Below are 26,840 nucleotides of genomic sequence, written 5' to 3'. Positions count from 1 at the left end.
ATCCGGTCAGCGGCCGCGCCGCCGAAAGCGCAGTACAAATACAATCGCGCCCGCCAAGGCAAGAAAACCTGTCGAGCTCGCTACGATGAATGCCTGACGCTCGCCTTGACTCGCGGTCGTCGATGTCCCTCCCGCCATTCCGGGAGGCTGCATCCCGCCGCGCCACTCGCCGCGCGCATCCATGCCGCCTTCCGTCACGCCTCGCGCCGCCCCCTGGCCGCCGGCTTGCGGGGGCGCGGCATCCTCGGACGCGTCTGCACCGCCCGGTGCCATGCCCTCCGGCGGTGCCATCCCCTCGGGCAGCTCCATACCCTCAGGCGGCATCATGCCTTCGGGCGGTGCGCCGCCCGCGCCTCCGAAGGCTCCCCCCATGCCGCCGCTCGCCGCCTCTACCACCAGCTCGCCAGAGAGCTGCTGGCGAATCGATTCCGCCCGCGCCGTCATGAAGGCGATCAGACTGCTGTCGCCCGAAGCGCCCTCCAAAAATTCGTCCGTCGTATAGAACTTGGTCGGGTCCTGCTCGACATAAGGCAAAATTAACGCCGACAGCTGGGAGATAAGCGGCTCCATATATGCCTCGCTGAACAATTCGTTCGCAACGTAAGCCAAATCGTCCTCATAAGCAGCGCGGTACTCGTCCACCTCCAGCAGCGCATTCAGCAGCGGCCGCTCCTCCAGCGTCGTACCGGACACCGGCTGCGTGATGCTGAAGTTGATGCTCGCTTCGTTCATCAGATCGCCGCTCATGCCCGCGCCGCCCATCCCTCCCCTGTCGAAGTCCATGTCCGCACCGCCCATACCGAACGCCCTGCCAGCCCCGCGCGACACGCCCCCGTCTCCGTCGGAGCGCTCCTGTCCCGGGGCAACGACACTATCCGCGCCTGCGGGCGGCGATTGTCCGTCTTCGCCGTTCACACTGGTGTCGGGGGCCTGCTGCTCTGCTGCGTCAGACTGGGGCGGCGCGGCGTCCGCGGCATCGAGACCGGCCGCTCCCTCCCGCCTGTCCATGCCGCCGCCCATGCCGCCCATGCCGATGCCGAAGCCCCCGAACGACATATTGTAATCCCAAGGCAGTATGGAAAACACGCCATCCTGCTCGTACAGGTAGTAATTGTGCTTCATCGTGCCCTGGTAGCTGTCCAGATTGACCAGGGCCGTGTTGACCGCAAAATACCGCAGCATCTCGTCTACATCGAGGTAGGACGCCAGATCGCCCCCGGTGTTGATGGCCTCCAGCATGCCCAGGAGTGCCGCCTCGTCCGGATCGTTGCGATTCGTCTTCAGCACCATGCCGGTATAATCGTCGTATTCGTCGCTGATCCACTTCAGATCGCTGCCCGTTCCCTCCGGCTTGTACAGGTCGCCGGTGCCGTCCGCGAAGCTGCGGGCGAGGAACGGCTCCTCAATCGCTTCGACGCCGAGGTACAGGCCCCACTCTTGTCCATTGATCGTCACGTACATGTACGAATAGGCCGGCGTCGCCACGCCCATTTCCTCCATCACGCGGTAGGACAAGTATTCACGCATCTGCGTAGCATCGCTGAAGTTATTGTTCAGATTGAGCTTGCGCAGCCCGTACAGACTCTGATCGGAGTAGTAATCAAAGTCGATCTTGAAGCTGTACCGCTCCGAATCCTCCATCCGCGCCACCGACGAGAGCGACGAATTGCCCTTCGTGCGCACGCCGACGTCGCTTACCCGCACGCCGTCCACCGTAACGGAGGCGTTGAACATTTCCTCCGCGGTCGGATTGTCCAGCATCTCCGCCAAGTCCCCTTCGCTCATCTCGATCTGTACCTGGGTGACGCGATTCTGGTTGAACACCCGCTCCACATAGGCGCCATTGGCCGCCGCCTGGACACCGAGCCGCGGCAAGACCGCCATGACGGCAACCAGCAGGAGCAGCAGCAGACCGACCGCGAACGCAATGTAACGATTTTGGATCATCGCCTTCGCCCTCCTTCATCAGGCCGTAAAGTTGCCGTCATAGCTCAGCATGACTGCAGAGTGGACGCCCTCCATCTCTGTGATAGCATTGAGGAATTCCCCCTCGTGCGCCTTGACGCGTATCTCATAGGTCACCTCGTATTCGCCGCCGGGCATCACCGACTTCGACTTGAGCATATGCTTGCGCGATTGGCGGGAGACGATCTCCTCCAGCGACCGCTCCAACTCGGCGGTGCGGTACTTGACGATCAACAGGTACGGATTCTCCACCGTGATGCGATTGACGAAGAAGAGCAGCACCGCCCCGATCAGGAGCGAGCCGACGATGACGAGCGGAATAAAGCCCGCACCGCACAGGATGCCTGCGACGATGGACCAGAAAATATAGACCAGATCCATCGGATCCTTGATCGGCGTACGGAAGCGCACGATCGACAGCGCCCCGACCATGCCGAGCGAGAGCAGCACGTTCGAGGAGATGCCCATAATGATGAGTGCGGTGGCCATCGACACGACGATCAGCGAGATGTTGAAGCTGTGGGAATAGATGACCCCGGAGAACGTTTTTTTGTAGATGACGTAGATGAATAACCCGACGGCAAACGCAACCAGCAATCCGATCAAGGAATCGGTCAGCGAAAAGCTTTCCGTTTTTTCGAGAAAGCTCGATTTGAAAATATCGTTGAAGGTGAGATTCGTATCCATAGGGCGCAAGCCTCCATTATCTTTTTTTGCAAATATGCAACCTACCCGTACATGCGACTGAGCTGGTACTTGGAGAACGCTTCCCGGGTGCGTGCGCCGATCTGAAGCAGCGCCCGAATATGATCCGGCAGGTACGCATCGTACTTGACCTCCAGGATCGCCTCCCCCGGACCGAGCACCGGCGTCATCGGCACATGCGCGTTGCAGACGTCGTCGTGGCGGAGGCCGGTGCGAATGTCGCTGTCCAGCGTGACGCGTACATTGCCGTGCGGATAGACGAATACCTCGCGGGTATAATCGACAATGACCGTCGGCTTGAGCTGCAGCTGCTTCATGCGTACCTGCAGCTCGCGCACCAGCTCGCGCTCATCCGTCTCCATCCAGGCCGTATCGCCGAGCCGGATGCGCTCGTATTCGAGCGCCGTGACCGGACACTTCGATTTGTACGTCATATTGTCGCGCTTGCTCTTTTTCTCCAGCGTCAGATGCGCGGTGTCCAGATTGTACAGCCGCACGCGGTACTTGTCGCGGCGATAAAATCCCTCCTTCTTTTCGGTCAGCACCTTGTTGTCAAAATTATCGAAATACACACTTCGAATACGATAGCTGCCATCCGCGCCGGCATGCGGATCGGGCTGCATCACATGACGCAAATTGGTACGCAGCAAGGTACAATCCATCTGCGTGATGGCATGCTTGAGCTCATGGCGTCCGCCAGGGGCGGGCGGCCTGCGGAATAATCCACGCATCACAGCGCCTCCTCGTCCTGTTCCTCTGCCCGGCGATTGCCTCGGCATACCTCCAGTATACGGACGAGTCTTAAAAAAACCTTAACAATCCCAGGCCCCGGATCAATGCGCTGCTTTACCGGCCTGGCTTCACATCCCTTTTCAATTCAAAGCGCGTGGATGCTTGACATTCGGCACGCGCGCTCGGCACAATTAAGAAGATAAGCAACAGACGTGCGCGCTCCTGGAGCGGCTGCAATTTGTACTCGCACATTGGAGGTGACGGCATGACGATGCCCAGCGGCAACCGCCCGAGCAACATCACGCGCTTCGAGGGCTTCGGAGACGTCTACCAGCGCTATCGGCCGGAGGCGCCGCCGCACGCCGCGGCGCTCATCCTGCGCTATCTGGGGCGGCGCCCCGAGCTCGTCCTGGATCTGGGATCGGGGACCGGCCTGTCGTCCTTCGTCTGGCTCGGCCGCGCCGACCGGATCGTCGGCATCGAGCCCGGCGCGGACATGCGCGCCCAGGCGGAGGCGCGGCTGAGCGGCGATTCCGGGGCTGCGGCCAGCCTGTCCTTTGCTCACGGCTATTCCAATCGCCTCGCTTTTGACGACGACAGCGCCGACGTGGTCACCTGCTCCCAGTCCTTTCATTGGATGGAGCCGCAGAGCACGCTGCGCGAGGCGGCGCGCGTGCTCCGTACCGGCGGGGTATTCGCCGCCTACGACTGCGATTGGCCGCCTGCTGCGGGCGCGGAGGTCGAGCGAGCCTACATGGCGCTGACGCGCAAGGCCGACCAGGTCGGCGAAGCCCTCTCCACCCCGGACGCCCGTGCGATCAAGGCGGACAAGGAAGGCCATTTGGAGCAGCTCCGCAGAAGCGGTGTTTTCCGCTACGTGCGCGAGCTCGTCTTCCATCATGCCGAGCCTGCCGATGCCGAGCGTTATGTCGGGCTGGCGATGAGCCAGGGCGGCGTCCAGGCCGCGCTGCGCCTGGACCGGGATGCGCTCGAGCCTGAGCTGGCGGCGCTGCGCGCGGCCGCTCGGACCCGCTTCGGCGACGGAGAGGAGCCGGTCGAATTCGGGTACCGCATGCGCCTCGGCGTCGTCTAGCCCCTCCGGCTGCCAGCAATGGCTCGCTTTTCCGGTTGACGAATGATAATCATTCGCCCAGAATAGAAAGGATAGGTCAATTACCATACTGGATGCAGGAGGAATCGAACCATGTCCATACTTCGGGACATCATGGCTTTTAATCAATCCTTCGTGGAAGAAAAGCAATACGAGCAATATGTCACCGACAAATTCCCCGGCAAGCGCGCCGTTATCCTCACCTGCATGGATACCCGGCTCGTGGAGCTGCTGCCCAAGGCGCTGAATCTGCGCAACGGGGACGTCAAGATCGTCAAAAACGCCGGCGCCATCCTGACGCAGCCGTTCGGGAGCGCCATGCGCAGCATCCTGGTTGCCATTTACGCTCTGGGCGCACGCGAGGTTTTTGTCATCGGGCACCACGGCTGCGGCATGACCAAGCTCGACTCCGACGCCATGGTGGAGAAGTTCAAGGAAGAGGGGATCGAGGCCAGCGTCATCGACACGCTGGAGCAGTCGGGGATCAGCATGAAACGCTTCCTGCGCGGCTTCGACAGCCCCGAAGACGGCGTCAAGCACAGTGTCGACATCATCCGCAATCATCCGCTGCTCCCGCGCAACATTCCCGTGCACGGGCTCGTCATCGATCCGACGACCGGCGCGCTCGATCTGATCGACGAGGACACGCGGCCGATCGAAGCGGAGCAGTAATTCCGGCAAAGATAGGAAGTCAATACGTTCTATCGATATGCAAGACAAAGGGCCCGCCCCCCGGCACAATGCCGGAGGGCGGGCCCCCTGGTTGTCCAATCAAAACGCACGCATGGCTGCCAGGTCGATGCGGGGCACCAGCCCCTCGGCCGCGGCCCGGCCGAGCAGCGCCTCGATCGCGCCGCAGCCGCTCTCGCCGAGCTCGGCCGTATAGCTGTTGACGTACAGATCGATATGCGACTGCGCGACCTCCGCCGACAGCTCCTGCGCATGGCGCATGACATAATCCCGCGAGGCTGCAGGATCGGCCCAGGCCGCTTCCACGGAGGCGCGGATCCACCCGGCCAGCGCGGGCAGATCGAGGCCGCGGCGGGCGATGATCGCCCCGAGCGGAATCGGCAGACCGGTATCCCGCTCCCACCAGCTGCCCAGATCGACCACCTGATGCAAGCCGTATTGGCCGTAGGTGAAGCGCGCCTCGTGAATGACCAGCCCGGCGTCGATCAGGCCGTCGCGCACAGCCGGCATGATCTCGTGGAAGGGCATGACCACGATCTCCGGACGCTCGCCCGGCACCTGCTGGGCCGCCCATAGACGGAAGAGCAAGTACGCCGTCGAGCGCTCGCTCGGCACCGCGACGCGCCGGCCCGCCAGACGCGCGAGGTCCGCGCCGTCCGCGGCTTCCGCCGTCAGCACGAGCGGCCCGCAGCCGCGCCCCAGAGCGCCCCCGCAGGGCAGCAGCGCGTAATCCTCAGGCACCCAGGGCAGCGCGGCATAGGAGATTTTCATGACGTCGAGACCGCGGCCGCTCGCGGCAAGCTCATTGGTCACGTCGATGTCCGCATAGGTCACGTCGAATTGCGGCGCGTCCGCTATGCGGCCGTGGACGAGTGCGTGGAAGACGAAGGTATCGTTGGGACAAGGCGAAAAAGCAATCTGCAGCATTGTTAGAGCACCTCCAGCAGGACGGGGCCCGCTGCCTCCAGCGCGGCCAGCGCCTCGCCGATGCGCCAGGCGGCGCGATCGCGGGGGCCGACCGCATTGGAGATCGCCCGCAGCTCCAGCACCGGGAGGCCGCGGCGCACCGCCGCCGCAGCGACGCCGCCGCCTTCCATGCCTTCCGCCGCGGCGCCCGGCACGCGCGCGCACAGCTCGGCGGCGGTCGCGGCCGTCCCCGTCGCCGTGGAGACGGTCAGCACCGGCCCCAGCACAGCCTCCAGGCCGCGGGCGATCAGCGCCGCATGCAGCTGGCGCGCCGCCGCTTCGTCGACGGCGAAGCGTCCGGTCCCGAAGCCGAGCTCGTCGATGGCGACGAAGCCGCCCTCCGCCGTCTGCGCGCCCAGATCGGCGACGACAATCGCATTCGCCACGACCAGGCTGCCGACCGCGGCCCGTCCGACGAAGCCGCCGCCAATCCCGGCTGAGACGACCAGGTCGTAGCGATCCTCCTGCAGCGCCTGCATGGTGCCCGCTGCCGCCATCGCGGCGCCGGCCCCCACAGCGACTGCCGTGAATCGTCCGTCACCGCCCAGCCCGTGCTGCAAGGCCGCCTGCTCCGCCTCTACCGCGGTGACGACGAGTACGCGCCGCGCCTGCTTGTAGCCGTCTGTATGCATCGGACCCGTCCTTTCGATTCGTGATTGCTGTCGTCGCGACCAGCACTTCTTACAGTGAACCACGAATGGCGGCCGGAATCAATCCCGTTCGAGCTGCGAGGCGCGCAGCTCCGTCCGTTCGGCGCGCATGCGGCGAAGCCGGTCGATCGAGCGCGCCAGGCGCAGCGGCTCGACCGGCTTCAGCAGATAATCTGCCGCCTGCTGATTGAAGGCCTGCAGCGCATACTGACGCGCGCGCGTGACATAGACGATCTGCAGCTCGGGCAGCGCCTCGAGCAGCGTATTGGCGAGGCCGATGCCCGACATGCCGGGCAACAGCACATCCAAAAATACGACATCCGGCGCAAGCGCCGGCACACGCTCCAGCGCGAGGCGAGGATCACGCTCCGATCCGACGACTTGAGTCTCCGCGACAGCCTGCAGCTGCCGCTCAAAATGACGCAAAAATCGCGCGTCGGCATCGATTAAAAACACCCGCATCCTCTGGTTCCCCCCTCTGCTCCGCGCCGTGCCGTATGCAACGCGCCGATTCCTCGTCCTGCACAAGCATATCTTTCGTAGTATGCCCATCATACTCCCCGGCTCTGAACAAATTCTGATCGGAATAGCCAAGGAATCGACCCGATTTCCGATTCGATCCTTTTTCGCCAAATTGCGCTTTGCGCCCTGCGCAGTGTTGACAAGCCTGCCGCAACCGAACATACTTGCCTGTAGGCGGCTTGTTCAGTGCGTTTCGCCAACCCGGCGATCGCCGGGTCGCACAAGCCTGCGAGCAGCATAGAGAGGAGTGGTAGCGATGGACGCCCAACCCGATAAAAAAGAAAAAATTCCGGAGCTGCAGCTCGTGCGGGCCTTTGCCATTCTCGGCGTGCTGTTCGTGCATTCCACTTCGTATGCTACGGTCGAGATGACAAATTCGGGCTATTACGGGCTATATAACTTTTTGAACGTATTTATGAAGCACGGCACCCCGACCTTTATATTTCTGAGCAGCTTCGTGCTCTTTTATAATTACTATTCCCGGCCGCTCACCGCGCAGCTGATCGGCGGATTTTATAAGAAGCGCCTGCTGTATATCATTGTGCCGTACCTGCTCTTTTCCGTTTTTTATTTTGCCCTGCTGCACCATCATTATTATCAGGGCCGGCCTTTTGACGAGACGATGGACTCCTTCTTTTCCAAGCTGCTGACCGGCAAAGCCTACACGCACTTGTATTTCGTGTTCATCAGCATTCAATTCTATGTCTTGTTCCCGCTTACCCTGTGGCTGTTCAAAAAAGCGCCGCTGCTGGCGCGCTGGGCCATACCGATCGGACTGGCCGTGCAATGGGGCTTCGTGCTGCTGAACAAAGCCTATTGGGAGGTGCCCAATAAGGGCAGCTGGGCGTTCTCTTACATGGCTTATTTTATGCTGGGCGCGTGTCTGGGCATTTATTTCCCCCGGATCAAGGCCTGGTTCCAGATTCGCCGCAGCACCGTGAGCGCGCCGCGCGTCGCCTTCTGGCTCGTACTTGGCGCAGCCTGGCTGACCGCCGGTACGGCGCATGTCTACATCTGGTACAACGCGCGCCTGTACGGGACGCGCTACAATACGACGCTGTACGAATTCCTGTGGAACGCGCACACGTATCTCGGGACGGCCGTGCTCCTCATGCTGGCTTACGTCGTGTACCGCAAAGCGCCGCGCTGGATCAACCGCTGGCTGGAGCGGCTCGGCGCGCTGTCGTTCGGCATTTATCTCATTCATCCGTTCTTCTTGTTCGAATACCGCCTGCATCCGCTGGAGACCGGCAATTCGATGCTCGTGCATCTGTGGTACGCCGGCGGCTGGGCGACGGCGCTCGTCCTCTCCTGGATCGTCGTGTCGCTCACGGCGCGCTGGCTGCCCTTCTCCTGGATCGTATTCGGCAATCTGCCGAAGCCCGGGCGCCCCGAGGTGACCCGGAAGCGGCGCGCGCCGGTCGACACGAGCTCCGGCGTCTGAGCCCGGGCGGCGCACGCGACACGCCTCATGCTGCGCGCGTCTACAGCCGATCGAGCAGCATCGACAGGAAGACCCCGAGCGCGGTCACGATGCCGACCAGCGGTCCGCCCGCCTCGTACGCCTCCGGCATCATCGTCGAAGCGACCATCGCGATGATGCCGCCGCCCGCGAAGGCGCTGACGATGCGCGGCCCTCCGCCGACAAATCGCTCAAAAATGCATACTGAGGAATAACCGGAACAAGCCGTCCGACTTCCCGGGCGGAGCATGCTCCGCGCGGGACATCGGACGGCTTGACGGTGTGCGTTCGGCCGCATCAGCGCGTTACGAACGGCGTTTTTTCTTATACATATTGGACATCAGCATCGCCGCAATCCCGAGCAGCAGCAGCGGCATCGACAGCACGTCGACGGCTTCGATCAGACCGACCCGGGCGTTGAAGAGCAAGCCGATGACACAAGCCGCGAACCCGCTGTAAAAAATGATTTTGCCGCGTCGCGTCAGCTTCTCCAGCATGGCACGATCCCCCTTTAGGACTAATGGGTCCATTGTAGCACATGCCTGGACGTGCGTCCTCACACGGCGCGGCATGTCCGGCCGGCCAAGTACGGATCCGCGCTCAGATCCGCCTGCCGCCACCTGCGCCAGTCGTCCTAGAAGCCGTCTCGACTAGGCTCCGATCCCCGCGCCGCGCGCCAGCGCCGTCTCCAGCGCCTCATGCGGATAGCCGTGCGCCTCCGCCACGGCCTGGCAGACGATCCGCCCGCCCAGGACATTGATGCCCCGCGCCAGCGCGCGATCGGCCAGCGCGGCCTCGCGCAGCGGACCGCCCGCCAGCCGCAGGCCATACGCGGTCGTGCAATTGGCCAGCGCCTGCGTGGACGTGCGCGCCACGGCGCCCGGAATGTTGGCCACCGCATAGTGGACGACGTCATGCTTGATATAGATCGGATCGTCATGCGTCGTGATGCGGTCGATCGTGGCGATCGAGCCGCCCTGATCAATCGCCACGTCGACGATCACCGAGCCCGGGCTCATCGCTCGCACCATCGCCTCGCTGACGAGCCGCGGCGCGCGCGCGCCCGGGACGAGCACCGCGCCGATCAGCAGATCGGCCTCGCGCACCGCGCCGGCGAGCGTATGCGCGTCCGACATCAGCGTCCGCACGCGTCCGTGGAAGCGGTCGTCGAGCTGGCGCAGCCGTTCCGGATTGATATCGAGAATGCTGACCTCGGCGCCCATGCCGAGCGCGATCCGGGCCGCATTGACGCCGACGATGCCGCCGCCGACGATCGTGACGCGCGCCGGCGCTACGCCGGGCACGCCGCCCAGCAGCAGCCCCTTGCCGCCATGATGGCCCTCCAGGTAGCTGGCGCCGATCTGCACCGCCATCCGGCCCGCCACCTCGCTCATCGGCGAGAGCAGCGGCAGCGCGCCGCTATCGAGCTGGATCGTCTCGTATGCCACCGCCGTCACGCCGCTCTCCGCCAGCGCCTGCGTCAGACCCGGCTCCGCCGCCAGGTGCAGATAGGCGTAGAGCAGCAGCCCGCTGCGGAAGTAGCCGTATTCCTCCGGCAGCGGCTCCTTGACCTTGACGATCATCTCCGCCGCGCCCCATACTTCGGCCGCATCACGGCCGATCCGGGCGCCGGCCGCCTCGTAGTCCGCGTCGCGGTACCCGATGGCCGCCCCCGCCGCCGTCTCGACGACCACCTCATGACCGGCCGACGCATAAGCGTGAGCCGTCGCCGGCGTCATGCCGACGCGGCGCTCGTGATTTTTGATCTCTTTCGGCACTCCGATTATCATGGCTATCCCTCGCTTTCGCTTGCATGCATGACCGACTTGAACGTGGCGAGCAGGAAGGCGAGGTCCTCGTCGGTCGAAGCGAGCGGCGGCGCGAAGGTGAGCACGTTATTATACCCTGCTACGGTGTCGCCGTTTTTGCCGATGATGAGACCCCGCGCTTTGCAGGCGGCGATGAGCCGCGTCACCTGCTCCACCGGCAGCGGTGTGCGGGCTTGCTTGTCGGCGACCAGCTCGATGCCGAGCAGCAGGCCGAAGCTGCGGATATCGCCGACCAGCGGATGCTCGCGCAGCTCTTCCATGCCGGCGCGCAGCCGCTCGCCGAGCAGCCGGGAGCGCTCCACGAGCTGTTCGCGTTCGAGCAGCTCCAGGTTGGCCAGCGCGAGCGCGCACGCCGCCGGCGAGCCGCCGAACGTATTGACGTGGCGCAAATATTCATAGTCCTCCGTGCCTTGAAACGCCTCGTACACTGAGCGCCGCACAGCCGTCGCCGACAGCGGCAAATAGCCGCTCGTCAGCCCCTTGGCCATCGTCACGATATCGGGCTTGACGTCGTAATTCTGATGACCGAACTTGCGCCCCGAGCGTCCAAAGCCGCAGATCACCTCGTCGACGATCAGCAGCACGCCATGCCGGTCGCACGCCTCCCGCACCAGCCGCAGGTAGTCCGGCGGCGGCACGAGCATCCCGCCGCCGGTGATGACCGGCTCCATGATGACGGCCGCGACCGATTCCGCGCCTTCCCAGCGAATCGTCTCCTCGAGCTCGCGCGCGCATTGGCGGCCGTATTCCGCTTCGTCCATGCCCTCCGGCCGGCGATACGGATCGGGCGGCCGCACATGGACGAAGCCGGGCGCGAGCGGCTCGTACTTGTACTTGCGCTGGGCCTGCCCCGTCGCTGCCAGTGCTCCCATCGTATTGCCGTGGTAGGCGCGATAGCGCGAGACCACCTTGTAGCGAGCGTGCTGCCCGATCTGCTGCTGGTATTGACGGGCGATCTTGAAGGCCGTCTCGTTCGCTTCGGAGCCGCTGTTGGAGAAGAAGACGACGTACTCGTCCTCCAGCCATTCGCTCAGCCGCTCCGCCAGCCGGATCGCCGGCTCGTGGCTGTGCATGAGCGGGTAATAGGCCAGCGTCTTCATCTGCTCGTAGGCCGCCCGCGCCAGCTCCTCGCGGCCGTAGCCGACATTGACGCACCACAGACCGGACATCGCGTCGAGGAAGCGGTTGCCCTCCAGATCGGCGATCCAGGCGCCCTGCCCCTCGGCCACAATCATCGGCGGCCGCGCTTCATTGTACGGCGTCATCGCATGCCATAGATGCGCCCGGTCGGCGGCCGCCAACTCCCTGGCATCCGCTCGCGCCGCTTGCTCGTCGGCGACTGGCGCCGTCGTGTCCATGCGGGACGCATGGCCATCCGGGCTCGGCGCCTCTGCATCCGCCCGTCCGGCCCGACCTGCTGCCGATGCGGCCGACATCGAATCATATGCCATCGTACTTCCTCCTCTCCGCGCCTTAGTAGCGCGCCGTGACCATTTTTTTGCGCGTGTAGAACGCGACCCCGTCCTTGCCGTTGGCGTGCAGATCGCCGTAGAACGACTTCTTGTACCCCGAGAAGGGGAAGAAGGCCATCGGCGCCGGCACGCCCAGATTGATGCCGAGCATGCCGGCGTCAATCTCCTCGCGGAACTGCCGGACGGCGCGGGCGCTGTCCGTGTATAGGCAGGCCCCGTTGGCGAATTCCGACGCATTGGCGATGCCGATCGCCTCCGTCAGATCGGCGGCGCGCACAACCGCCAGCACCGGCGCGAACAGCTCCTCCCGCCAGATCGTCATGTCCGGTCGCACATGGTCGAACAGCGTCGGCCCGACGAAGTAGCCCGCGCCGCTCGCCGCCGCGTCCGCGCGGCCGTCGCGCACCAGCGCGGCGCCTTCCGCTACGCCCTGCTCGATATAGCCCAGCGTGCGCGCCTTGTGCTCGGCCCGAATGACCGGGCCGAGGAATACGCCGTCCGCCAGGCCGTCGCCGATCGTCAGCGCGTTCGCCGCCTCGCGCAGCCGCGCGACGAGCGGCTCGGCGACGTCGCCGACCGCGACCACGACCGCCGCCGCCATGCAGCGCTCGCCCGCCGAGCCGTAGGCCGCCCCCATGATATTCGTCACCGCCGCGTCCAGATCGGCATCCGGCATCACGATCGAGTGGTTCTTGGCGCCGGCGAGCGCCTGCACGCGCTTGCCGTGCGCGGCGGCGGTCTTATACACATGCTCGGCGACCGGCTGCGAGCCGACGAATGAGATCGCCTGCACACCCTCGTGCTCCAGCAGGCCGTTCACGACGTCATGCGCGCCGTGTACGAGATTGAACACGCCATCCGGCAGGCCGGCCTCGGCCAGCAGCTCCGCCAGGCGGCAGGCAAGAATCGGCGTGCGCTCCGACGGCTTCAGGATGAACGTATTGCCGCAGGCGATCGCCAGCGGGAACATCCAGCACGGCACCATCATCGGGAAGTTGAACGGCGTGATGCCGCCGACGACGCCGAGCGGATAACGGTACATCCCCGACTCGATGCCGGTGGCGATGTCGGGCAGTTGCTCGCCCATCATCAGCGTCGGCGCGCCAGCCGCGAATTCCACGCATTCGATGCCGCGCTGCACCTCGCCCTGTGCCTCGGCGTAGCTCTTGCCGTTCTCCAGCGTGATGAGCCGCGCCAGCTCGTCCCAGTGCGCGACCAGCAGCTGCTGGTAGCGGAACAGGATGCGCGCCCGGCGCGGCACGGCGGTGCGCCGCCAGCCGTCATAAGCCTCCGCGGCCGCCGCGACCGCCGCGTCCAGCGCGCCGCTCGTGGATAGCGGCACCCGCGCCAGCGTCTCGCCGGTGGCCGGGTTGGGCACGTCCAGCAGCTCCGCCTCGGGGCAGTCCGTCCATGCGCCGCCGATGTAATTTTTCAGTTGTCCGTATGCTAGCTCTGCGGTATGCGGCATAACAATAAGCGCCTCCTCTGGTTGTATCTGTGCTGATGGAACCCCCGACCGGGAGCGGCTAGGCGGTCCCGTCTTGACCGTAGCGTGCGAATGTCTCCAGCAGCAGCGGCCAGAATCGCTCCTGCCGCAGCCGCTCGGCGACATCGACGTTGGGCGGCCGTCCGGTGACGCCGCCGCGGTCGATGACCGTCATGCCGGCCGTGTATTCGCCTCGCGTCTCGATGACGACATTGAGATGGCGCGTCGTGAACAGCTCGGGATCGATGCAGTAGGCGACGCAGCACGCATCGTGCACCGGCGCGCCGTCCATGCCGTACACCGCCTTGTACGTCTGCGTGACGAAGGCGTACAGCTCGCTGACGAAGCGCGGCACGGCGCCCTCCAGCGCCGCCACCTCGGCGAGGAAGGCCGGCGTCGCCACCGCCTGATGGGTCAGCTCCAGTCCGACCATCGTCAGCTTGGCCCCGCTCTCGAACACGATGCGCGCCGCCTCGGGGTCGTTGTACAGATTGAATTCCGCGGCCGGGGTCTTGTTGCCGAAGTAGGCGCCGCCCATGACGACAATTTCTTCGATCCGCGCCGCGATGTCCGGGGCCTTGCGCAGCGCCAGCGCGATATTGGTCAGCGGTCCGACCGGGACGAGCGTCACGTCGCCCGCCGATTCGCGCAGCATGCGGATGATAAAGTCGACCGCATGCTCCGGCGCGAGCGCCCGGCGCGGCTGCGCCAGCACCGGGCCGTCCATGCCCGAGCTGCCGTGCACCTTGGACGCCGGCAGCCGCGGGCGCACGAGCGGCCCGCTCGCGCCGGCGCATACCGGCAGCGTCTCGGGCAGCCCCGCGACCTCGCATACCTGCAGCGCATTGCGCGCCGTCTTGTCGGCGTCCGCATTGCCGGCGACCGTGGTGATGCCCAGCATCTCCAGCGACGGGTGACCTGCCGCCAGCAGGATCGCAACCGCGTCGTCATGCCCCGGATCGCAGTCGAGGATGATCTTGCGCCGTACGTCCGTCATCAATGCGATACCTCCTTCGCCTGCGCGGCGCGCACGATCTGCAGCGCCAGCTCCACATCGGCCAGACCGTCCTCGCCCGGCGTGCGCAGCGGGACCCCGGTCGTGATCACCTCGTGGAAATGCAGCCATTCGTTGCGGAACGCCTCCTCGCAGGAGGCGACGGTTCGCGCTTCCACCGGCTTGCCGTGCTCCGTATGCCGGGATTGCACGACCGTCGGCACGTACTGGGCGTACGGATTTTTGAACGCGATGGTGACGATGCGCTCGCGCCCGTAGGCGACCACCTGCTCGTCCCACCAGGAGTAACCGGCCCACATGCCCATCTCCACCGCGCAGCGCCGGCCCTCGCCGTAGTCGAGCAGCGCGAGCAGCGCCTTGTCCGAGGGCGCATCGCTGTGCAGCACGCGCTGCGGCGCGCCGAGCAGTCCGCGCATCACCGCCAGGTCGTGGCTGCACAGCATGAGGAAGGACTGATACAGCGCGGCCAGGTCCTCGTAGCCCGCGCCCAGTCCGGCGCGCACGCTCGCCGCGACGCGCGCCTGCCCTTCCTTCAGCACCTCCGGCGGAATATCGCTTGCGCCCTCCAGCGTGTACATGGCGTCGCCGATGCGGAAGTCGCCGGCGAAATCATGCACGCGCAGCAGCCGCATGTCCGCCATTTCGCGAATCAGCTCGGCGGCGTACGCGTACCCGGGATCGTAGCGCTTCATGTAACCGACCATCAGCTGCACGCCCTTGCGCCGGGCCGTCTCCACCATGCGGCGGCCGTCGGCCGGATCGAAGCAGAGCGGCTTCTCCACCAGCACGTGGATGCCCGCTTCCAGCGCGGCCAGTACCGGGCCGGGATGGTCCATCGTCAGCACCGCGATGCAATCGAGCCCGCCCGCGCGGATCATCTCGGCGTAGTCCAAGTAACGGCGCTCCACGCCGTAGCGCTCGCCCATGGCGCGCAGCAGCTGCGGCGAGACGTCGCAGAGCGCGGCGAGTTCATACTGCGGCAGCTCGCTGAGGAACGGCAGATGCATAATCTGCGCGACTTTGCCGACGCCGACCACACCGACGCGTAATTTTTTCATCTCAATCCCTCCTTCTTCTGCCTGCTCCCACGTGCTATCCCTTGACGGCCCCTGCCGTCAAGCCGTCCACGAATTGGCGCTGCATCGCGACGAAGAGCGCGATTACCGGCGCGGTCACGATCGACAGCGCGGCGAAGTACAGCGTCCAGTCGGACGTGTATTGGAAAAAGAACTGCGTCATGCCCAGCGGCAGCGTCTGCAGCGCCACGTCGCGCACGAAGATCAGCGCCAGGAAAAACTCGTTCCAGAAATGCATCCCCTGGATGATCACCACCGTCGCCAGCGCCGGGCGCACGAGCGGCAGGATGACATGCGCGAACACCTGCAGCCGGTTCGCGCCGTCGACGAGCGCCGCCTCCTCGGGCTCGTGCGGGATCGACTTGAGGAAAGCGTGCAGCGTCACGATGCTGAACGCCAGCCCGCCCGCCGCATACGTCAGAATCAGCGCCAGGCGCGTATTGAGCAGGCCCATCTCCTTGACCGTCAGGAAGAGCGGGATGACCGTCGTCTCCGACGGAATCATCATGCTCGCCAGAAAAAGGGCGTACAACACGGTCACCCCGGGGAAGCGCAGCCGCGACAGCGCGTAGGCGGCCGTCGTCGAGACGACGAGCAGGATCGCCAGCGCGCTCACCGTGACGATGACGCTGTTCACCATGCGTGTGCCGATCTGCGCCATCTCCCACGCGCGGACGTAATTATCCCAGTTCAGCGAGGCCGGCAGGCCCCAGATATGGTTGTAGAATTCATTCGTTTCCTTGAAAGAGCCGAGGAATACCCACAGGATCGGATAGACCGTCAGCACCGAGAACAGCGCCAGAATGAGATAGGCCGCGCCGTTGCCCAGCCGTGCCCCTGCCCGCATGCCCATCTATCTCCCTCCTTCGCCGCCGCGGTTGAACGTCCGGGCGTAAACTAGGATCAGCACGGCAACCGTCAGGAACAGCAGGTAGCCCATCGCCGACGAATAGCCGAGGTTGCCCCGCTGGAACGCCTCGGACACCATGTGCGTCAGCACCACCTCGGTCGAATGGTTCGGTCCGCCTCCGGTCATGATGTAGATCAGGTCGAAGTTGCGGACGAACCCGCCGTTGAGCGCCAGGAATACGCTGATGAACGTAATCGGCTTCAGCAGCGGCAGCGTAATGGAGCGGAATCGCGCCCACGGCGACGCGCCGTCGACAATCGCAGCCTCGTACAGATCGGCCGGGATCGCCTGCAGACCGCCCAGGAACAGCACCATGTGGAAGCCCGCCCATTTCCATACCTCGACCGCCACGACGGCCCACAATGCCGTACTGGCGGAGCCGAGCCACGGATAGACCCAGTTCTCCAGCCCGAGCGCCTCGAGCCCGCTGGCGACGAGCCCGAACGACGGATTGTAGATCCACGCCCACAAGAGGCCCACGACGACATAAGAGAGCGTGACCGGCACGAACAGCGCCGTGCGGAAGAACAGGATGCCGCGGATTTTACGGCTCACGAGCAACGCCAGCAGCAGCCCGAAGACGTTTTTGCCGATCGTGATCGCCACCGCATACAGCGCGGTATTCCGGGCCGCCTGATGGAAGACGCTGTCCGAGGTGAAGGCCTTCACATAGTTGCGCCAGCCGACGAAGGTCATCGCCGAGAAGCCATCCCACTTGTGGAAGCTGATGTAGAGTCCGTAGAGGATCGGATACAGAATAAAAACGGCGAGCAGCAGCAGCGCCGGCAGCACGAGCGCGTAGCCCTCGACCGCCGTCCGCCGCGCGGCAGCGCCGCGCCGCTTGCCGGTGCGCAGGGCGCCTACTGCGCCGCGTGTCGTTTCCAGTTGTTTTGCCATAAGCACCTCGCGTGTCGCGGAGCCGCACAGGCGGCGGCCGTCTCCCGAGTCGGGAAGGCGCGCCGGCTGCTGTGCCGATCCGGTAATAGGGGGCTACTTCACATTCAATTGCAGACCGAGCGTCTCCGTCACATAGCGGACATTGTCCTGACAGCTATCGCGCGCCGGCTTGTCGGTGGCGTCCAGCTCGAGAATGACCAGCTTGTCGTAGCCGTGCTTGAGCAGCACCCGGGTCATGCCCGCCAGATCGACATGACCGTCGCCCAGCTCGCAGAAGGCGCGATAGCGGTCTGCACCCTGCAGCGCGGCCAGGTCGCCGCGGCAATCCTTGAAGTGCACGTGACCGACATGGGCGATGTACGTGTCCAGGATGTCCACCGGATCGCTGCCGCAGAGCAGCAGATGCGCCGGATCGACGCACAGGCCGACCAGCGACGTGTCCAGGATGTCCATCAGCCGGTCGAGCTGCTCGCGCGTCTCGATGAAGCAATCCATATGCGGATGGTAGACGGTGCGGATGCCGAGCCGGGCGGTGTAGGCGCCGATCGCCTCCAGCTTGTCGGCGAAGGCGCGATACTCCTCCGGCGCATGCGGCCGGAAGCGTGCCGCCGGTCCCCCGCCCATGATCAGCAGATCGGAGCCGTACGCCCGCAAGAGCCGCACGGTCGCCTGAATGACGGCCCATTCGTGCGGCCACAGATTCGGACGCAGCATCTCCGCGTTGACATACAGCCCCGCCAGCTTCATATCGTGATCCAGCTCGGCGTTGCTGAAGGCCGCGATCCGCTCCAGCATGTACACGTCGCTGTGCCGCGGCGGCAGCGCGACGCTGCGCTGCGTGATATAGCGGCGGCAGAAGTCATCGCTCATGCTGTCCTTGACCAGCGGCTCGTACCACTTGATGCCGGCCTCGGACAAGGTCTGGAAGGCCGTATCCATCTGACCGCTGAGATCCCAGGTGTTCAGGTGATAGCCGATGTCGAACAATTGCTTCGGTGTCATCATATCGCTCCTCTCGGCAAAGGGGCGGCGCCGCGTATGCGCCCCCCCGCCAAAATTATTCGCCGTAGACGTAGCCGTCGGCAACGAGTTGGTCATAAGCCGCCTGGATCGTCGCCGCCGCCTCTTCGGCGCTCACCATACCGCCGGCGATGCCTTGCAGCGACGAGGCGATCGCATCCTTCACTTCGACCGGCCAGATCCAGTCGAGGAAGCGAACCGTATTATCATAGTGGCCCTGGAGATCCTGCGCGATCGGCTCGTCCGACAGCGTCACGCCCTCGATCGAGGCGAAGATCGGCTTGTAGATGCCGAGGTACTGATCGGCGACCTCGGGACGCGTCAGATATTCCATTAGCTTGATCGCGTATTCCTGATTGTCGTCCTTGATATTGCTGCTTACGCAGATGCCGTAGTCCGGTCCGCCGCCGTGCTTCGGATCGCCGATGGTATCCGGCAGCTTGGGGAATTCGAAGGCTCCGTATTCGAAATCGGTCACATTGTCTTGCAGCCACGACAGCTCCCACGTGCCGCCGTAGTACATCGCCGCCTGCTGTGAGGCGAAGGCGCTGCGCATGCCGTCCGTGTCGACGGTGAGCGTATTGCCGTCAATGATGCCGTCTTCGACGAACTGACCGACCAGGCGCAGCGCCTCGACATCGGCTTCGTCGGTGAATTTCGTCTCGCCGCTCAGGTTGGACTCGGTCTTGCCGACGGAGTCGCCCGACGTCTGCGCCAGTGTCTCCATGAGCCACATCGGCCAGTACCAGGCGTTTTTTCCCTGATGAATGACCGCCATATGACCCGCTTCCTTGACAGCCTCGGAGACGGTCAGCAGCTCCTCGTACGTCGTCGGCACTTCGAGTCCGAGCTCGGCGAACAGATCCTTGTTGTAGTAGAAGGTCGAGGTCGACATCGTCGCGATCGGGATGCCGTACACCTTGCCGTCGCGCGAGTAGGCGTTCAGCGCCGACGGATCGATGCGGTCCTTGAACGGTTCGATGTCGGCCGTGATGTCCTTGAGGATGCCTTTGTCGATGAAGGTCGTATTGGTCGGATTGGCCGCGCAGGCGACCATGTCCATGTATTCGCCGCCCAGATTGGCCGTCATCATCCGCGTCACCTGATCGGCGACCGGTCCCTGCGCGTCCCAGGTCACCGACTTGACCTCCGGATTCTCGGCGATGAAGCCGTCCAGTACCGTCTGCTCAATCTCCTTCTGATTATCGGCGCGCGCGCCCAGCGCATCGCTCGCCGAGCCGCCGAATACCTTCAGCTCGACCGATCCTTCGACTGCCGTCGACTCCCCGTTGCCCGCAGTGTTATTCGCGCCGCCGGCATCGTCGCTGTTGCCGCCGCTTGTGCCGTCATTGTTGCCGCCGCAAGCGGCGAGCAGCAGCATCGCAGCCGTTACCATTGCCGCGAGTGCCGCCTTCTTGCGAACCGCTTTCTTGCCCCCTGCCGTTTGGCTTGCCCCATTACGCTCTTCCAACATCCCTGGTCCCTCCTCGGATATGGTTCATTTATGCCAAGCGCCTCGCGGCGCCGGTCACCGCTCATCAGGCCTGCTGTTCGCACAATTTGAGCGCTGTCCTGTACAGCAGCTCCGTGCCGTAGGCCACGTCTTCTTCGCTGGCGAATTCCTGCGGATTGTGGCTGATGCCGCCCTTGCAGCGGACGAAGATCATGCCGTAGCGGCAATAATGCGACATCGCCAGCGCGTCGTGGAACGGCCCGCTCATCAGCTGCGGCACGCTGCCGCCGAGCTCCTCGACCGACTCCGCGATCGCCGACATGATCGCCGGATCACAATAGCGCGGCTCGCTGTTCGTATCCTCGCGGATCGTATAGGTCAGGCCATGCTCCTTGCAGATGCTGTCGATGCTGTCGTACAGCTCCCGCTCCATCGCTTGCCTGCGAGCCAGGTCGATGTCGCGCAGATCGACGGTGAAGCGCACCTTCTCGGGAATGATATTGCGCGAGTCGGGGAACACATTCAGCGAGCCGACCGTCGCCACCGACGGCGTCGTCTTGTCGCGGGCGGCGAGGCTGTGCAGCACGGTGACGATGCGCGCCGCGCCGGCCAGCGCGTCCCGGCGCATGTGCATCGGCACCGAGCCGGCATGTCCGGCATAGCCCTGCAGCTCGACGGTGAGCCACAGCGGGCCCGAGATGCCGGTCACAATGCCGGCCGGACAGTCCAGCGCCTCCAGCACCGGGCCTTGCTCGATGTGCAGCTCCAGGTACGCGCCGAGCCGCCCGGGCGGGTAACGCGATTCGGCGAACCTCGCCGGGTCGCCGCCGAACGCCAGCAGCGCCTCGCGGCGCGTCACGCCGTCCCGGTCGGTGCGCTCGAGCTCGCCTTCCTCCAGCATGCCGACCAGTCCCCGCGAGCCGAACAGCCCCTTATTGAAGCGGGTGCCCTCCTCGTCGCAAAAAGCCGCGACCTCGATCGGCACCGCCGGCCGAATGCCTTGCTCGCGCATCGTCTGCACCGCCTCGATCGCGCCGACGACGCCGACGATGCCGTCGAAGCGCCCGGCGTAAGGCTGCGTATCGATATGCGAGCCGAGCATGACCGCCGGCGCCTCGGGGTCCGCTCCCGGCAGACGTCCGATCAGGTTGCCGAAGGCGTCGATTGCGGCCGTCATGCCGGCCTGCTCCATCCATCCCTTCACCAGTTGCACCGCCGCGCGGTCTTCTTCGCTCAGCGCCAGACGACAGACGCCGGTGTCCCCCAGCTTGCCCAGCTCGGCGAGCTCCATGATGCGGGCGTAGACACGCCCTCCGTTTATCGTCCTTTGCTGCATCGTCGCCCCTCCGTTTGCTCTCAGGTATGAGGCTGAGTATACGGGCATGGCGCAGCTTCGGCATTAGACAACCTGTCACATCTCGCAACGTGCGGCGGTCGACTCGCAGGCCTCGTAATGGCTTACATGATCGCTGCCGAGGCGGCCCCGAAGCGGCGCAGCGCCGGATCGGCCTAGTATGGACAGATTGTCCACTGGCAACGAACCACTCTTTCAATATTTTATATTTTGGTGTACGATAATCTCACATTGCGAAACAAAAAATAACTTTGACATCCTAGAAGAAGGAAGCGATGATCATGCAGACTTCAACGTTAACGGTGCAGGACATTGTAAGAAGGCCGATCTTTCAAGGGGCTGTCATATTCGCCAACGACAAGGCGCTGGAGCGTATCGTCAAGTGGGTGCACGTGATGGAGGTCACCGAGGTCGGCCATTTGCTGAGCGGCCAGGAGCTGATTCTATGTACGGGGATCGGCTGGCAGGACGACGAGGAGAAGAGCGCTTCCTTTTTGCAGCAGCTGATTCGCTGCGAGGCGGCGGGACTATGCGTCGAATTGGGGACGTATACCAAGAAGCCGCTGGAGCGCATGAAGCGCATGGCGATGGACGCTGATTTTCCGCTCATATTCTTTTACCATGAAGTGCGATACATCGACATCACGCGCGAGTTGCACACGCACCTGATCAATGCGCAGTATCAGATGAACGCCGAGCTGTCGCAGTTCGGCCAGCGGCTCGACAGCCTCGCCCTCTCCGGCAAAGGCATGGCCGCGCTGCTCGGCGAGCTCCAGCGCACCGTGCGGGCCCAGGTCGTCTATCGTCGCAGCGACGACGTCGGCGCACAGCCGTACTGCGCGCCGCCGGTTCCCGGGCGGACGCGGGCTGCGGCGCTGGCCGCACGCGCTTTTGATGGGCAGCACGATACGGCCGCGCAGGCCGATGTCCGCACCGACCAGGTCATCTGCCGGACGATCGCCGTCATGGACCGCCAATTCGCTCAACTGGCGCTGCTGGCGGACGCCGATCGGCCGCTCGGCGCCTTCGAGCAGCAGGCGCTGGAGCGCTGCGCGTCCGCGGTCGCGCACGAGCTGCTGCGCACGCTCTACAACGAGGAGAAGCGCAAGCTGTCCGAGCACCAATGGGTCGGCGCCTGGCTGAAGGGAACGATCGGTGCGCGCGATCTGGCCGAGCAGGCCGCGCTGCTGCCCGGCTATCGGCCCGACTGCGTCAAGACGGTCATCGTAATTGAACCACAGAGCGCCGCTGCCGATCTGCCGGACTTCGAGAGCAGCGCCTTGCAGCGCCAGCTGATGGCGCGCCGCCTATTCGACAAGCACGGGTACACGCTGCTGCCGGAATGGCGGGAAGGCCGCATCGTCTACGTCGTACTCGCGCGGCGCCAGACGCCGGATTCCGCAGACGACGCACGCCGGCTGATGGACGAGCTCCGCGCGCTCGACGCCGCCAGTCCCGCTCCGCTGTACGGCCCATTGTACGCCGTGGGACCGTCCTTCACCGCGCCGGAGTCGCTGCCTGCCAGCTACGAAGCGGCGCTCAGGTCGCTCGATATCCGCCATGCCAGCGGGGTTGTCGACAGTCCGCTGTACCGCGACCTTCACATCTATCGAATGGTGCATCAGTTGCAGCGCAATCCGGTCTTCCAGACCTTCTGCCGGGATTACGTGACACCCGTGCTCGACCACGACCGCGAGCACGGCGGTCAGCTCTACGCTACGCTGCGCACGCTGCTGGAGCTGTCCGGCGCCAAAAACGAAACCGCCAAAGCGCTGTTCGTCGTGCGACAGACGCTCTACCACCGAATCGACAAGCTGAAGGAACTGCTCGGCGAGGACTTCCTGCTGCCGCCCAAGCGTTCGGCCATTGAATTGGCCGTCCATGCGCACGAATATGCCAGCCGGCCGCCGCTTGGGGGCGCACAATGATCAAAGGCCTGTACTTGTCGGGCCGGCTATGTTTTCAAGGCGAAACGGCTGCAAAAAAAGGCTGCTGCGAACATCAAGGTCCGCAGCAGCCGAAAAAGAATTGGTCTTATCTCAAGTCGCCGGTGGCTTATGCCTCGCCCAGCGACGGACGCGAGGCGACAGCCTCCTGCTCGCCGGCGCCCTGCTCCGCACCTGCCGGAGCAGGCGCGGGCGTCTGCGCCATGCGCAGCGGGATCTCCTTGAGGAAGAGCACCAGCACGAAGGCCACGGCGAGCAGACCCGTACCGGCCAGGAACACCGTCGTCAGCGCATCGCTGAGCGCGCCCCGCAGCATCGCGATCATCTGTGTGACGACCGACTGCAATTGCTCCGGCACGGCGGCCTGGAGCTGCTCCAGCTCCGGCTTGTTGAGCAGCAGCTGAGGATTCATGAACGGCGCCAGCTGCTCGGCTGCGGCCGGATCGACGGCCGATGGATCGATGCCGCTGCTGGCCGCCGCCTCCGTCAGATTGGCGGTGAGACGCGAGGTCATGACCGAGCCCATGACGGCGATGCCGATCGTGCTGCCCATGTTGCGGAACAGCTGCGACGCGGCCGTGACGACGCCGAGCTCCGAGGACGGCACGGCATTCTGGGCTGCCAGCGTGAAGACCGGCATGCCGAAGCCGAGGCCGAGCCCGAAAACGATCATGCTCGCAATCGCGAACGGAATGTTATCCATGAAGGCCATCATGACCATGCCGATCATCATGATCAGCATGCCGAGGATGGCGAAGCGCTTGTACTTGCCCGTCTTGGTCATCCAGCGGCCTGTCAGGGCGCTGAGCACGATCATGCTGATCGACATCGGCATCGTCACGTAGCCGGAGTACGTCGGCGATACGCCCTCGACGCCCTGCACGAAGAACGGCAGGTAAATCAGCGCGCCCAGCATGCCGGCCCCCATCAGGAAGCCCGCCAGATTGGAGATGGTGACGATGCTGTTGCGGAACAGCGACAGCGGCATGACCGGGTTCGCCACCTTGCGCTCGACGAAGATAAAGATGATGACGCTGATCAGCGCGCCGCCGAACAGCCCGAGAATTTGCGGCGAGAGCCATTCATACTCGGAGCCGGCCCACGTGAAGCCAAGCAGCAGCGGCACGATGGCCAGGGTCAGGAACAGCGAGCCCCAGTAATCGACGCGTTCGCCGACTCTGCGCTCCGCCTTCGGGAACAGCTTGGCAATCAGGGCAAAAGAGACGAAGCCGAGCGGCAGGAAGATCCAGAACAGCCACTCCCAATTCATGTGGTCGACCATCCAGCCGCCGAGCGTCGGTCCGAGCACGCTCGATACGCCGAAGGTGGCCATCAGCATGCCGGTCCACTTGGCCCGCTCGCGCGGGGGGAACAAGTCGCCCACGGCGGTCACGGCACTGGCCATGATGATGCCGCCGCCCAGTCCCTGGATGCCGCGATAGATAATCATCTGCGTAATCGTGCCTGAGGTGCCGCAGAGCAGCGCGCCGGCCATGAACAAGATGATGCCCGACAGCAGGAACGGCTTGCGTCCGTAGATGTCCGACAGCTTGCCGACGAGAATCGTGGCGATCGTCGAGGTCAGCATGTAGATCGTGATGACCCATGCATAGTGATCCATGCCGTTGAGCAAGGCGGCGATGCGCGGCATCGCCGTGCTGACGATCGTCTGGTTAATGGCTGCAAAAAACATGGCCGACATGATCGCGACCATAATCAATACCTTTTGGCGTTGCGCTAAGTGTTCGATGAAAATCTACTCCTTTTCTATCCGATTTACAGCGTCAATCATTTGCCCAAAAATCCGCTTGAGATGCGCGATGTCGGTCTCCGGCAGCTGCTCGAAAAGCCGTCCGTACAATGCCTGATGCTTCTCCTCCATCGCATCCTTCAGCGTTCGGCCTTGCGGGGTCACCGCCAGATAGACAACGCGGCGGTCGTCCTGATCGCGATTGCGCACGACGTAGCCGCGCTCGATCAGCTTATCCGCCAGACCGGTGACTGCGCCGGGCGTGACCTGCAGGCATTCGGCCAGCTCGGCAACCTTTTGCTTTCCTTTCTGGACCAGCGCATGCAGCATGCGATAGTGCGTGACAGACAAGCCGGTATCGTTGTCGCGATTCCACGCGTCGCCGACTTTTTTCATTAAGCTCTTGAACAACGTATGAATTTCATGCGACTGCTCATGATAAGGCATGTCACCCTTGTCATCTCCCTCCGTACATTAGCCAAAAAAATCGCGGCCGATCCAAAGTCGACCATAAAACTTTACAATCAATTATTTTAGCGAAAATTAGTTTAGTACTAATTTATTTATGCATAAAATATACGCCCTTCAAGGCGTCGTGTCAATCACTCAGCAGGTCAATGAAGGTTCATCTAACCGCTTACATCTTTCTTTTTCGTTAAAATACGCTCGCAAGCTCGTTAAGAGGTGAGATTAGCATCGTCCCGTGTCCCTAGCGACGATGCTGCGCGCGGTATTGGCGCGGTGTGAGGCCGGTTTTGGATTTGAAGAGACGATTGAAGAACGACAGATCGCGGTATCCGGAGAAGTCGGCGACGGCGGCAATCTTGTGACCGCCCTCCGCAAGCAGCCGGCATGCCAATTCGATGCGATGCGCATGGACGTAGCTCGTGAACGGCATGCCGAGCCGCTCCGCGAAGCGGCGCCGAAAATGGCGCTCGCTCACGCCGGCCGCATCCGCCAGCGCCTGAACCGTGTAAGAGACGTGCGGCTCGCGGGCGACCAGGCGCGCCGCCTCATCGATGCGCGAGGCGAGACTCGGGACGCCGCGCACGACCGGCGCGTCTGTCGCCGCCTCCCTGCCGCCATGGCGCTCTCCTGCGGATGCAACGCCGGATGTCGAGCCGGAAGCCAGGCCGGGCGCCGAGCCCACCGGCGAGCCGGATGCCGAATCCGGCGCATCCGCCGCGGCACGCCGCAAATAGACGAGCACCCGCACGAGGCTGGCAATCATCATTGCCTCGAAGCCGGGTCGCTTGGACGCAAACTCCTCCAGCAGGTCCCGAAACACCCGCCCCGCAAAGCCATCTTCGTCGCGCGCGTGCAGCCAGCCTTGCTCCGGATAGGCCGCAGGCGTCAGCGGCGCCATGCCGGGTTCGCTCCCGTATGCCGGCGTCAGGCGCTCCAGCAAGCGGCCGTCGAACAGGCAGTTGTGCACAATTAAGCGGCCCCCGTCTCCTCCTGCCGCAGCCGGGCGAAAGACGTGCGAGACCCCGAGCGGCAAATAAAACAGATCGCCGCGCGCGACCGGCATCCGCTCTTCCTCAATATAGTGAAAGCCGCGTCCTTCGCTTACATAATTCAACTCGATGAATTCGTGGCGATGCTGCTCCAGCTCGAAGCTCTCCGTCATCCGGTTGACATGCAGCGGCAACGGAGTATTCAGATAGAGCTCCCGCGAAGTCGTGATAATCGTTCGTTTGACCCCCATATGCCTTGCCCTCTTCCCTTCCCTGGCTTCGATGACTGCTCAATTTCGCTGCACCATAGCCGAATTGCCGCCACATCATGTCCGAATCGTCTTAGAATTATCCGTTCTCTACACTTTATAA

Annotated in this window: 25 protein-coding genes; 4 read left to right on the top strand and 21 right to left on the bottom strand. The window is 64.0% G+C overall.

The genetic code is table 11. From position 1 onward, the window contains the following. Positions 1 to 6: 6 nt before the first annotated feature. The 3 genes from IDH44_RS26665 to IDH44_RS16825 are packed head-to-tail and all read right to left on the bottom strand — an operon-like array spanning position 7 to position 3,401. Positions 7 to 1,947 carry a CotH kinase family protein gene (locus IDH44_RS26665; protein ID WP_223869767.1) on the bottom strand — a complete coding sequence of 647 codons (1,941 nt, stop codon included), beginning with the start codon at positions 1,945 to 1,947 and terminating at the stop codon, positions 7 to 9. An 18-nt stretch (positions 1,948 to 1,965) separates the two neighbouring features. Beyond that, positions 1,966 to 2,652, bottom strand: coding sequence for a DUF4956 domain-containing protein (locus IDH44_RS16830; protein WP_190919640.1), 687 nt, complete (start codon positions 2,650 to 2,652; stop codon positions 1,966 to 1,968). 41 nt (positions 2,653 to 2,693) lie between these two features. Next, positions 2,694 to 3,401, bottom strand: a complete 708-nt coding sequence (locus tag IDH44_RS16825; RefSeq protein ID WP_190919637.1) for a polyphosphate polymerase domain-containing protein — start codon at positions 3,399 to 3,401, stop codon at positions 2,694 to 2,696. 266 nt (positions 3,402 to 3,667) lie between these two features. Between IDH44_RS16825 and IDH44_RS16820 the strand changes: the two genes are divergently transcribed. Together IDH44_RS16820 and IDH44_RS16815 are read left to right on the top strand one after the other, a co-directional pair. Continuing rightward, positions 3,668 to 4,495 (top strand): class I SAM-dependent methyltransferase, encoded by an 828-nt coding sequence (locus tag IDH44_RS16820; RefSeq protein WP_190919635.1) that lies wholly within the window; start codon positions 3,668 to 3,670, stop codon positions 4,493 to 4,495. A gap of 111 nt (positions 4,496 to 4,606) precedes the next feature. Further along, complete coding sequence (locus IDH44_RS16815; protein WP_190919633.1) at positions 4,607 to 5,185, top strand: beta-class carbonic anhydrase; 579 nt, start codon at positions 4,607 to 4,609, stop codon at positions 5,183 to 5,185. A 99-nt stretch (positions 5,186 to 5,284) separates the two neighbouring features. Here IDH44_RS16815 and IDH44_RS16810 read toward each other — a convergent pair whose 3' ends face one another. From IDH44_RS16810 to IDH44_RS16800, 3 genes are all read right to left on the bottom strand, one after another. Further along, positions 5,285 to 6,127 carry a 1,4-dihydroxy-6-naphthoate synthase gene (locus IDH44_RS16810; protein ID WP_190919792.1) on the bottom strand — a complete coding sequence of 281 codons (843 nt, stop codon included), beginning with the start codon at positions 6,125 to 6,127 and terminating at the stop codon, positions 5,285 to 5,287. Positions 6,128 to 6,132: 5 nt separating this feature from the next. After that, positions 6,133 to 6,801: a futalosine hydrolase gene (locus IDH44_RS16805; protein ID WP_190919631.1), complete on the bottom strand. Its 669-nt coding sequence runs from the start codon at positions 6,799 to 6,801 to the stop codon at positions 6,133 to 6,135. A 78-nt stretch (positions 6,802 to 6,879) separates the two neighbouring features. Further along, a complete protein-coding gene (locus IDH44_RS16800; RefSeq protein WP_190919629.1) occupies positions 6,880 to 7,281 on the bottom strand; it encodes a LytR/AlgR family response regulator transcription factor in 402 nt (133 codons plus the stop codon). Positions 7,282 to 7,597: 316 nt separating this feature from the next. On the opposite strand from IDH44_RS16800, the gene IDH44_RS16795 reads away from it, so the two are divergent. Then, a complete protein-coding gene (locus tag IDH44_RS16795; RefSeq protein ID WP_190919627.1) occupies positions 7,598 to 8,785 on the top strand; it encodes an acyltransferase in 1,188 nt (395 codons plus the stop codon). Between the two features lie 40 nt (positions 8,786 to 8,825). Here IDH44_RS16795 and IDH44_RS27445 read toward each other — a convergent pair whose 3' ends face one another. The 12 genes from IDH44_RS27445 to IDH44_RS16735 all read right to left on the bottom strand — a co-directional run bounded on the left by IDH44_RS27445 (position 8,826) and on the right by IDH44_RS16735 (position 21,297). Continuing rightward, positions 8,826 to 9,053 (bottom strand): hypothetical protein, encoded by a 228-nt coding sequence (locus IDH44_RS27445; protein ID WP_190919625.1) that lies wholly within the window; start codon positions 9,051 to 9,053, stop codon positions 8,826 to 8,828. 55 nt (positions 9,054 to 9,108) lie between these two features. Further along, positions 9,109 to 9,300, bottom strand: a complete 192-nt coding sequence (locus tag IDH44_RS16785; RefSeq protein WP_190919623.1) for a hypothetical protein — start codon at positions 9,298 to 9,300, stop codon at positions 9,109 to 9,111. Between the two features lie 153 nt (positions 9,301 to 9,453). Then, positions 9,454 to 10,593, bottom strand: coding sequence for an alanine dehydrogenase (ald, locus tag IDH44_RS16780; protein ID WP_190919621.1), 1,140 nt, complete (start codon positions 10,591 to 10,593; stop codon positions 9,454 to 9,456). A gap of 2 nt (positions 10,594 to 10,595) precedes the next feature. Continuing rightward, complete coding sequence (locus IDH44_RS16775; RefSeq protein ID WP_190919790.1) at positions 10,596 to 11,990, bottom strand: aspartate aminotransferase family protein; 1,395 nt, start codon at positions 11,988 to 11,990, stop codon at positions 10,596 to 10,598. 115 nt (positions 11,991 to 12,105) lie between these two features. After that, the gene (locus tag IDH44_RS16770; protein WP_190919618.1) at positions 12,106 to 13,572 is read right to left on the bottom strand and encodes a CoA-acylating methylmalonate-semialdehyde dehydrogenase; all 1,467 of its coding nucleotides are present in this window, start codon (positions 13,570 to 13,572) and stop codon (positions 12,106 to 12,108) included. 58 nt (positions 13,573 to 13,630) lie between these two features. Beyond that, complete coding sequence (locus IDH44_RS16765) at positions 13,631 to 14,587, bottom strand: nucleoside hydrolase (protein ID WP_190919616.1); 957 nt, start codon at positions 14,585 to 14,587, stop codon at positions 13,631 to 13,633. Further along, complete coding sequence (locus tag IDH44_RS16760; protein ID WP_190919615.1) at positions 14,587 to 15,663, bottom strand: Gfo/Idh/MocA family protein; 1,077 nt, start codon at positions 15,661 to 15,663, stop codon at positions 14,587 to 14,589. Before IDH44_RS16760 ends, IDH44_RS16765 begins: the two co-directional genes overlap by 1 nt. A 34-nt stretch (positions 15,664 to 15,697) precedes the next feature. Next, positions 15,698 to 16,534, bottom strand: coding sequence for a carbohydrate ABC transporter permease (locus IDH44_RS16755; protein WP_190919613.1), 837 nt, complete (start codon positions 16,532 to 16,534; stop codon positions 15,698 to 15,700). Next, the gene (locus IDH44_RS16750; RefSeq protein WP_190919611.1) at positions 16,535 to 17,488 is read right to left on the bottom strand and encodes a carbohydrate ABC transporter permease; all 954 of its coding nucleotides are present in this window, start codon (positions 17,486 to 17,488) and stop codon (positions 16,535 to 16,537) included. Between the two features lie 93 nt (positions 17,489 to 17,581). Further along, entirely contained in the window at positions 17,582 to 18,493 is a 912-nt protein-coding gene (locus IDH44_RS16745) for a sugar phosphate isomerase/epimerase family protein (protein ID WP_190919609.1), read from the bottom strand. Between the two features lie 52 nt (positions 18,494 to 18,545). Beyond that, positions 18,546 to 19,982 carry an ABC transporter substrate-binding protein gene (locus IDH44_RS16740; protein ID WP_190919607.1) on the bottom strand — a complete coding sequence of 479 codons (1,437 nt, stop codon included), beginning with the start codon at positions 19,980 to 19,982 and terminating at the stop codon, positions 18,546 to 18,548. Positions 19,983 to 20,046: 64 nt separating this feature from the next. Then, positions 20,047 to 21,297, bottom strand: coding sequence for a Zn-dependent hydrolase (locus IDH44_RS16735; RefSeq protein ID WP_190919604.1), 1,251 nt, complete (start codon positions 21,295 to 21,297; stop codon positions 20,047 to 20,049). 299 nt (positions 21,298 to 21,596) lie between these two features. Between IDH44_RS16735 and IDH44_RS16730 the strand changes: the two genes are divergently transcribed. Continuing rightward, a complete protein-coding gene (locus tag IDH44_RS16730; RefSeq protein ID WP_190919602.1) occupies positions 21,597 to 23,243 on the top strand; it encodes a PucR family transcriptional regulator in 1,647 nt (548 codons plus the stop codon). Between the two features lie 127 nt (positions 23,244 to 23,370). Here the strand turns inward: IDH44_RS16730 and IDH44_RS16725 are convergent, their stop codons facing one another. The 3 genes from IDH44_RS16725 to IDH44_RS16715 all read right to left on the bottom strand — a co-directional run bounded on the left by IDH44_RS16725 (position 23,371) and on the right by IDH44_RS16715 (position 26,719). Continuing rightward, a complete protein-coding gene (locus IDH44_RS16725; RefSeq protein ID WP_190919788.1) occupies positions 23,371 to 25,011 on the bottom strand; it encodes an MDR family MFS transporter in 1,641 nt (546 codons plus the stop codon). 6 nt (positions 25,012 to 25,017) lie between these two features. Beyond that, positions 25,018 to 25,458: a MarR family winged helix-turn-helix transcriptional regulator gene (locus IDH44_RS16720; protein ID WP_190919601.1), complete on the bottom strand. Its 441-nt coding sequence runs from the start codon at positions 25,456 to 25,458 to the stop codon at positions 25,018 to 25,020. A 262-nt stretch (positions 25,459 to 25,720) separates the two neighbouring features. Further along, positions 25,721 to 26,719, bottom strand: a complete 999-nt coding sequence (locus tag IDH44_RS16715) for a helix-turn-helix domain-containing protein (protein ID WP_190919599.1) — start codon at positions 26,717 to 26,719, stop codon at positions 25,721 to 25,723. Between the last annotated feature and the right edge of the window lie 121 nt (positions 26,720 to 26,840).

Origin of the sequence: Paenibacillus sabuli, assembly GCF_014705605.1 — a bacterium.
Taxonomy (GTDB): domain Bacteria; phylum Bacillota; class Bacilli; order Paenibacillales; family Paenibacillaceae; genus Paenibacillus_D; species Paenibacillus_D sabuli.
This window is presented reverse-complemented; position numbering and strand designations above follow the sequence as displayed.

Bases quoted from the DNA above. Each gene is read 5' to 3' on its own strand.
- IDH44_RS16820 (WP_190919635.1), top strand. From the start codon at position 3,668: ATGACGATGCCCAGCGGCAACCGCCCGAGCAACATCACGCGCTTCGAG.
- IDH44_RS16785 (WP_190919623.1), bottom strand. From the start codon at position 9,300: ATGCTGGAGAAGCTGACGCGACGCGGCAAAATCATTTTTTACAGCGGG.
- IDH44_RS16800 (WP_190919629.1), bottom strand. From the start codon at position 7,281: ATGCGGGTGTTTTTAATCGATGCCGACGCGCGATTTTTGCGTCATTTT.
- IDH44_RS26665 (WP_223869767.1), bottom strand. From the start codon at position 1,947: ATGATCCAAAATCGTTACATTGCGTTCGCGGTCGGTCTGCTGCTGCTC.
- IDH44_RS16735 (WP_190919604.1), bottom strand. From the start codon at position 21,297: ATGCAGCAAAGGACGATAAACGGAGGGCGTGTCTACGCCCGCATCATG.
- IDH44_RS16765 (WP_190919616.1), bottom strand. From the start codon at position 14,587: ATGACGGACGTACGGCGCAAGATCATCCTCGACTGCGATCCGGGGCAT.
- IDH44_RS16775 (WP_190919790.1), bottom strand. From the start codon at position 11,990: ATGGACACGACGGCGCCAGTCGCCGACGAGCAAGCGGCGCGAGCGGAT.
- IDH44_RS16830 (WP_190919640.1), bottom strand. From the start codon at position 2,652: ATGGATACGAATCTCACCTTCAACGATATTTTCAAATCGAGCTTTCTC.
- IDH44_RS16740 (WP_190919607.1), bottom strand. From the start codon at position 19,982: ATGTTGGAAGAGCGTAATGGGGCAAGCCAAACGGCAGGGGGCAAGAAA.
- IDH44_RS16825 (WP_190919637.1), bottom strand. From the start codon at position 3,401: ATGCGTGGATTATTCCGCAGGCCGCCCGCCCCTGGCGGACGCCATGAG.
- IDH44_RS16755 (WP_190919613.1), bottom strand. From the start codon at position 16,534: ATGGGCATGCGGGCAGGGGCACGGCTGGGCAACGGCGCGGCCTATCTC.
- IDH44_RS16720 (WP_190919601.1), bottom strand. From the start codon at position 25,458: ATGCCTTATCATGAGCAGTCGCATGAAATTCATACGTTGTTCAAGAGC.
- IDH44_RS16760 (WP_190919615.1), bottom strand. From the start codon at position 15,663: ATGAAAAAATTACGCGTCGGTGTGGTCGGCGTCGGCAAAGTCGCGCAG.
- IDH44_RS16730 (WP_190919602.1), top strand. From the start codon at position 21,597: ATGCAGACTTCAACGTTAACGGTGCAGGACATTGTAAGAAGGCCGATC.
- ald (WP_190919621.1), bottom strand. From the start codon at position 10,593: ATGATAATCGGAGTGCCGAAAGAGATCAAAAATCACGAGCGCCGCGTC.
- IDH44_RS16795 (WP_190919627.1), top strand. From the start codon at position 7,598: ATGGACGCCCAACCCGATAAAAAAGAAAAAATTCCGGAGCTGCAGCTC.
- IDH44_RS16745 (WP_190919609.1), bottom strand. From the start codon at position 18,493: ATGATGACACCGAAGCAATTGTTCGACATCGGCTATCACCTGAACACC.
- IDH44_RS16715 (WP_190919599.1), bottom strand. From the start codon at position 26,719: ATGGGGGTCAAACGAACGATTATCACGACTTCGCGGGAGCTCTATCTG.
- IDH44_RS16805 (WP_190919631.1), bottom strand. From the start codon at position 6,801: ATGCATACAGACGGCTACAAGCAGGCGCGGCGCGTACTCGTCGTCACC.
- IDH44_RS16815 (WP_190919633.1), top strand. From the start codon at position 4,607: ATGTCCATACTTCGGGACATCATGGCTTTTAATCAATCCTTCGTGGAA.
- IDH44_RS16750 (WP_190919611.1), bottom strand. From the start codon at position 17,488: ATGGCAAAACAACTGGAAACGACACGCGGCGCAGTAGGCGCCCTGCGC.
- IDH44_RS16770 (WP_190919618.1), bottom strand. From the start codon at position 13,572: ATGCCGCATACCGCAGAGCTAGCATACGGACAACTGAAAAATTACATC.
- IDH44_RS27445 (WP_190919625.1), bottom strand. From the start codon at position 9,053: ATGCTCCGCCCGGGAAGTCGGACGGCTTGTTCCGGTTATTCCTCAGTA.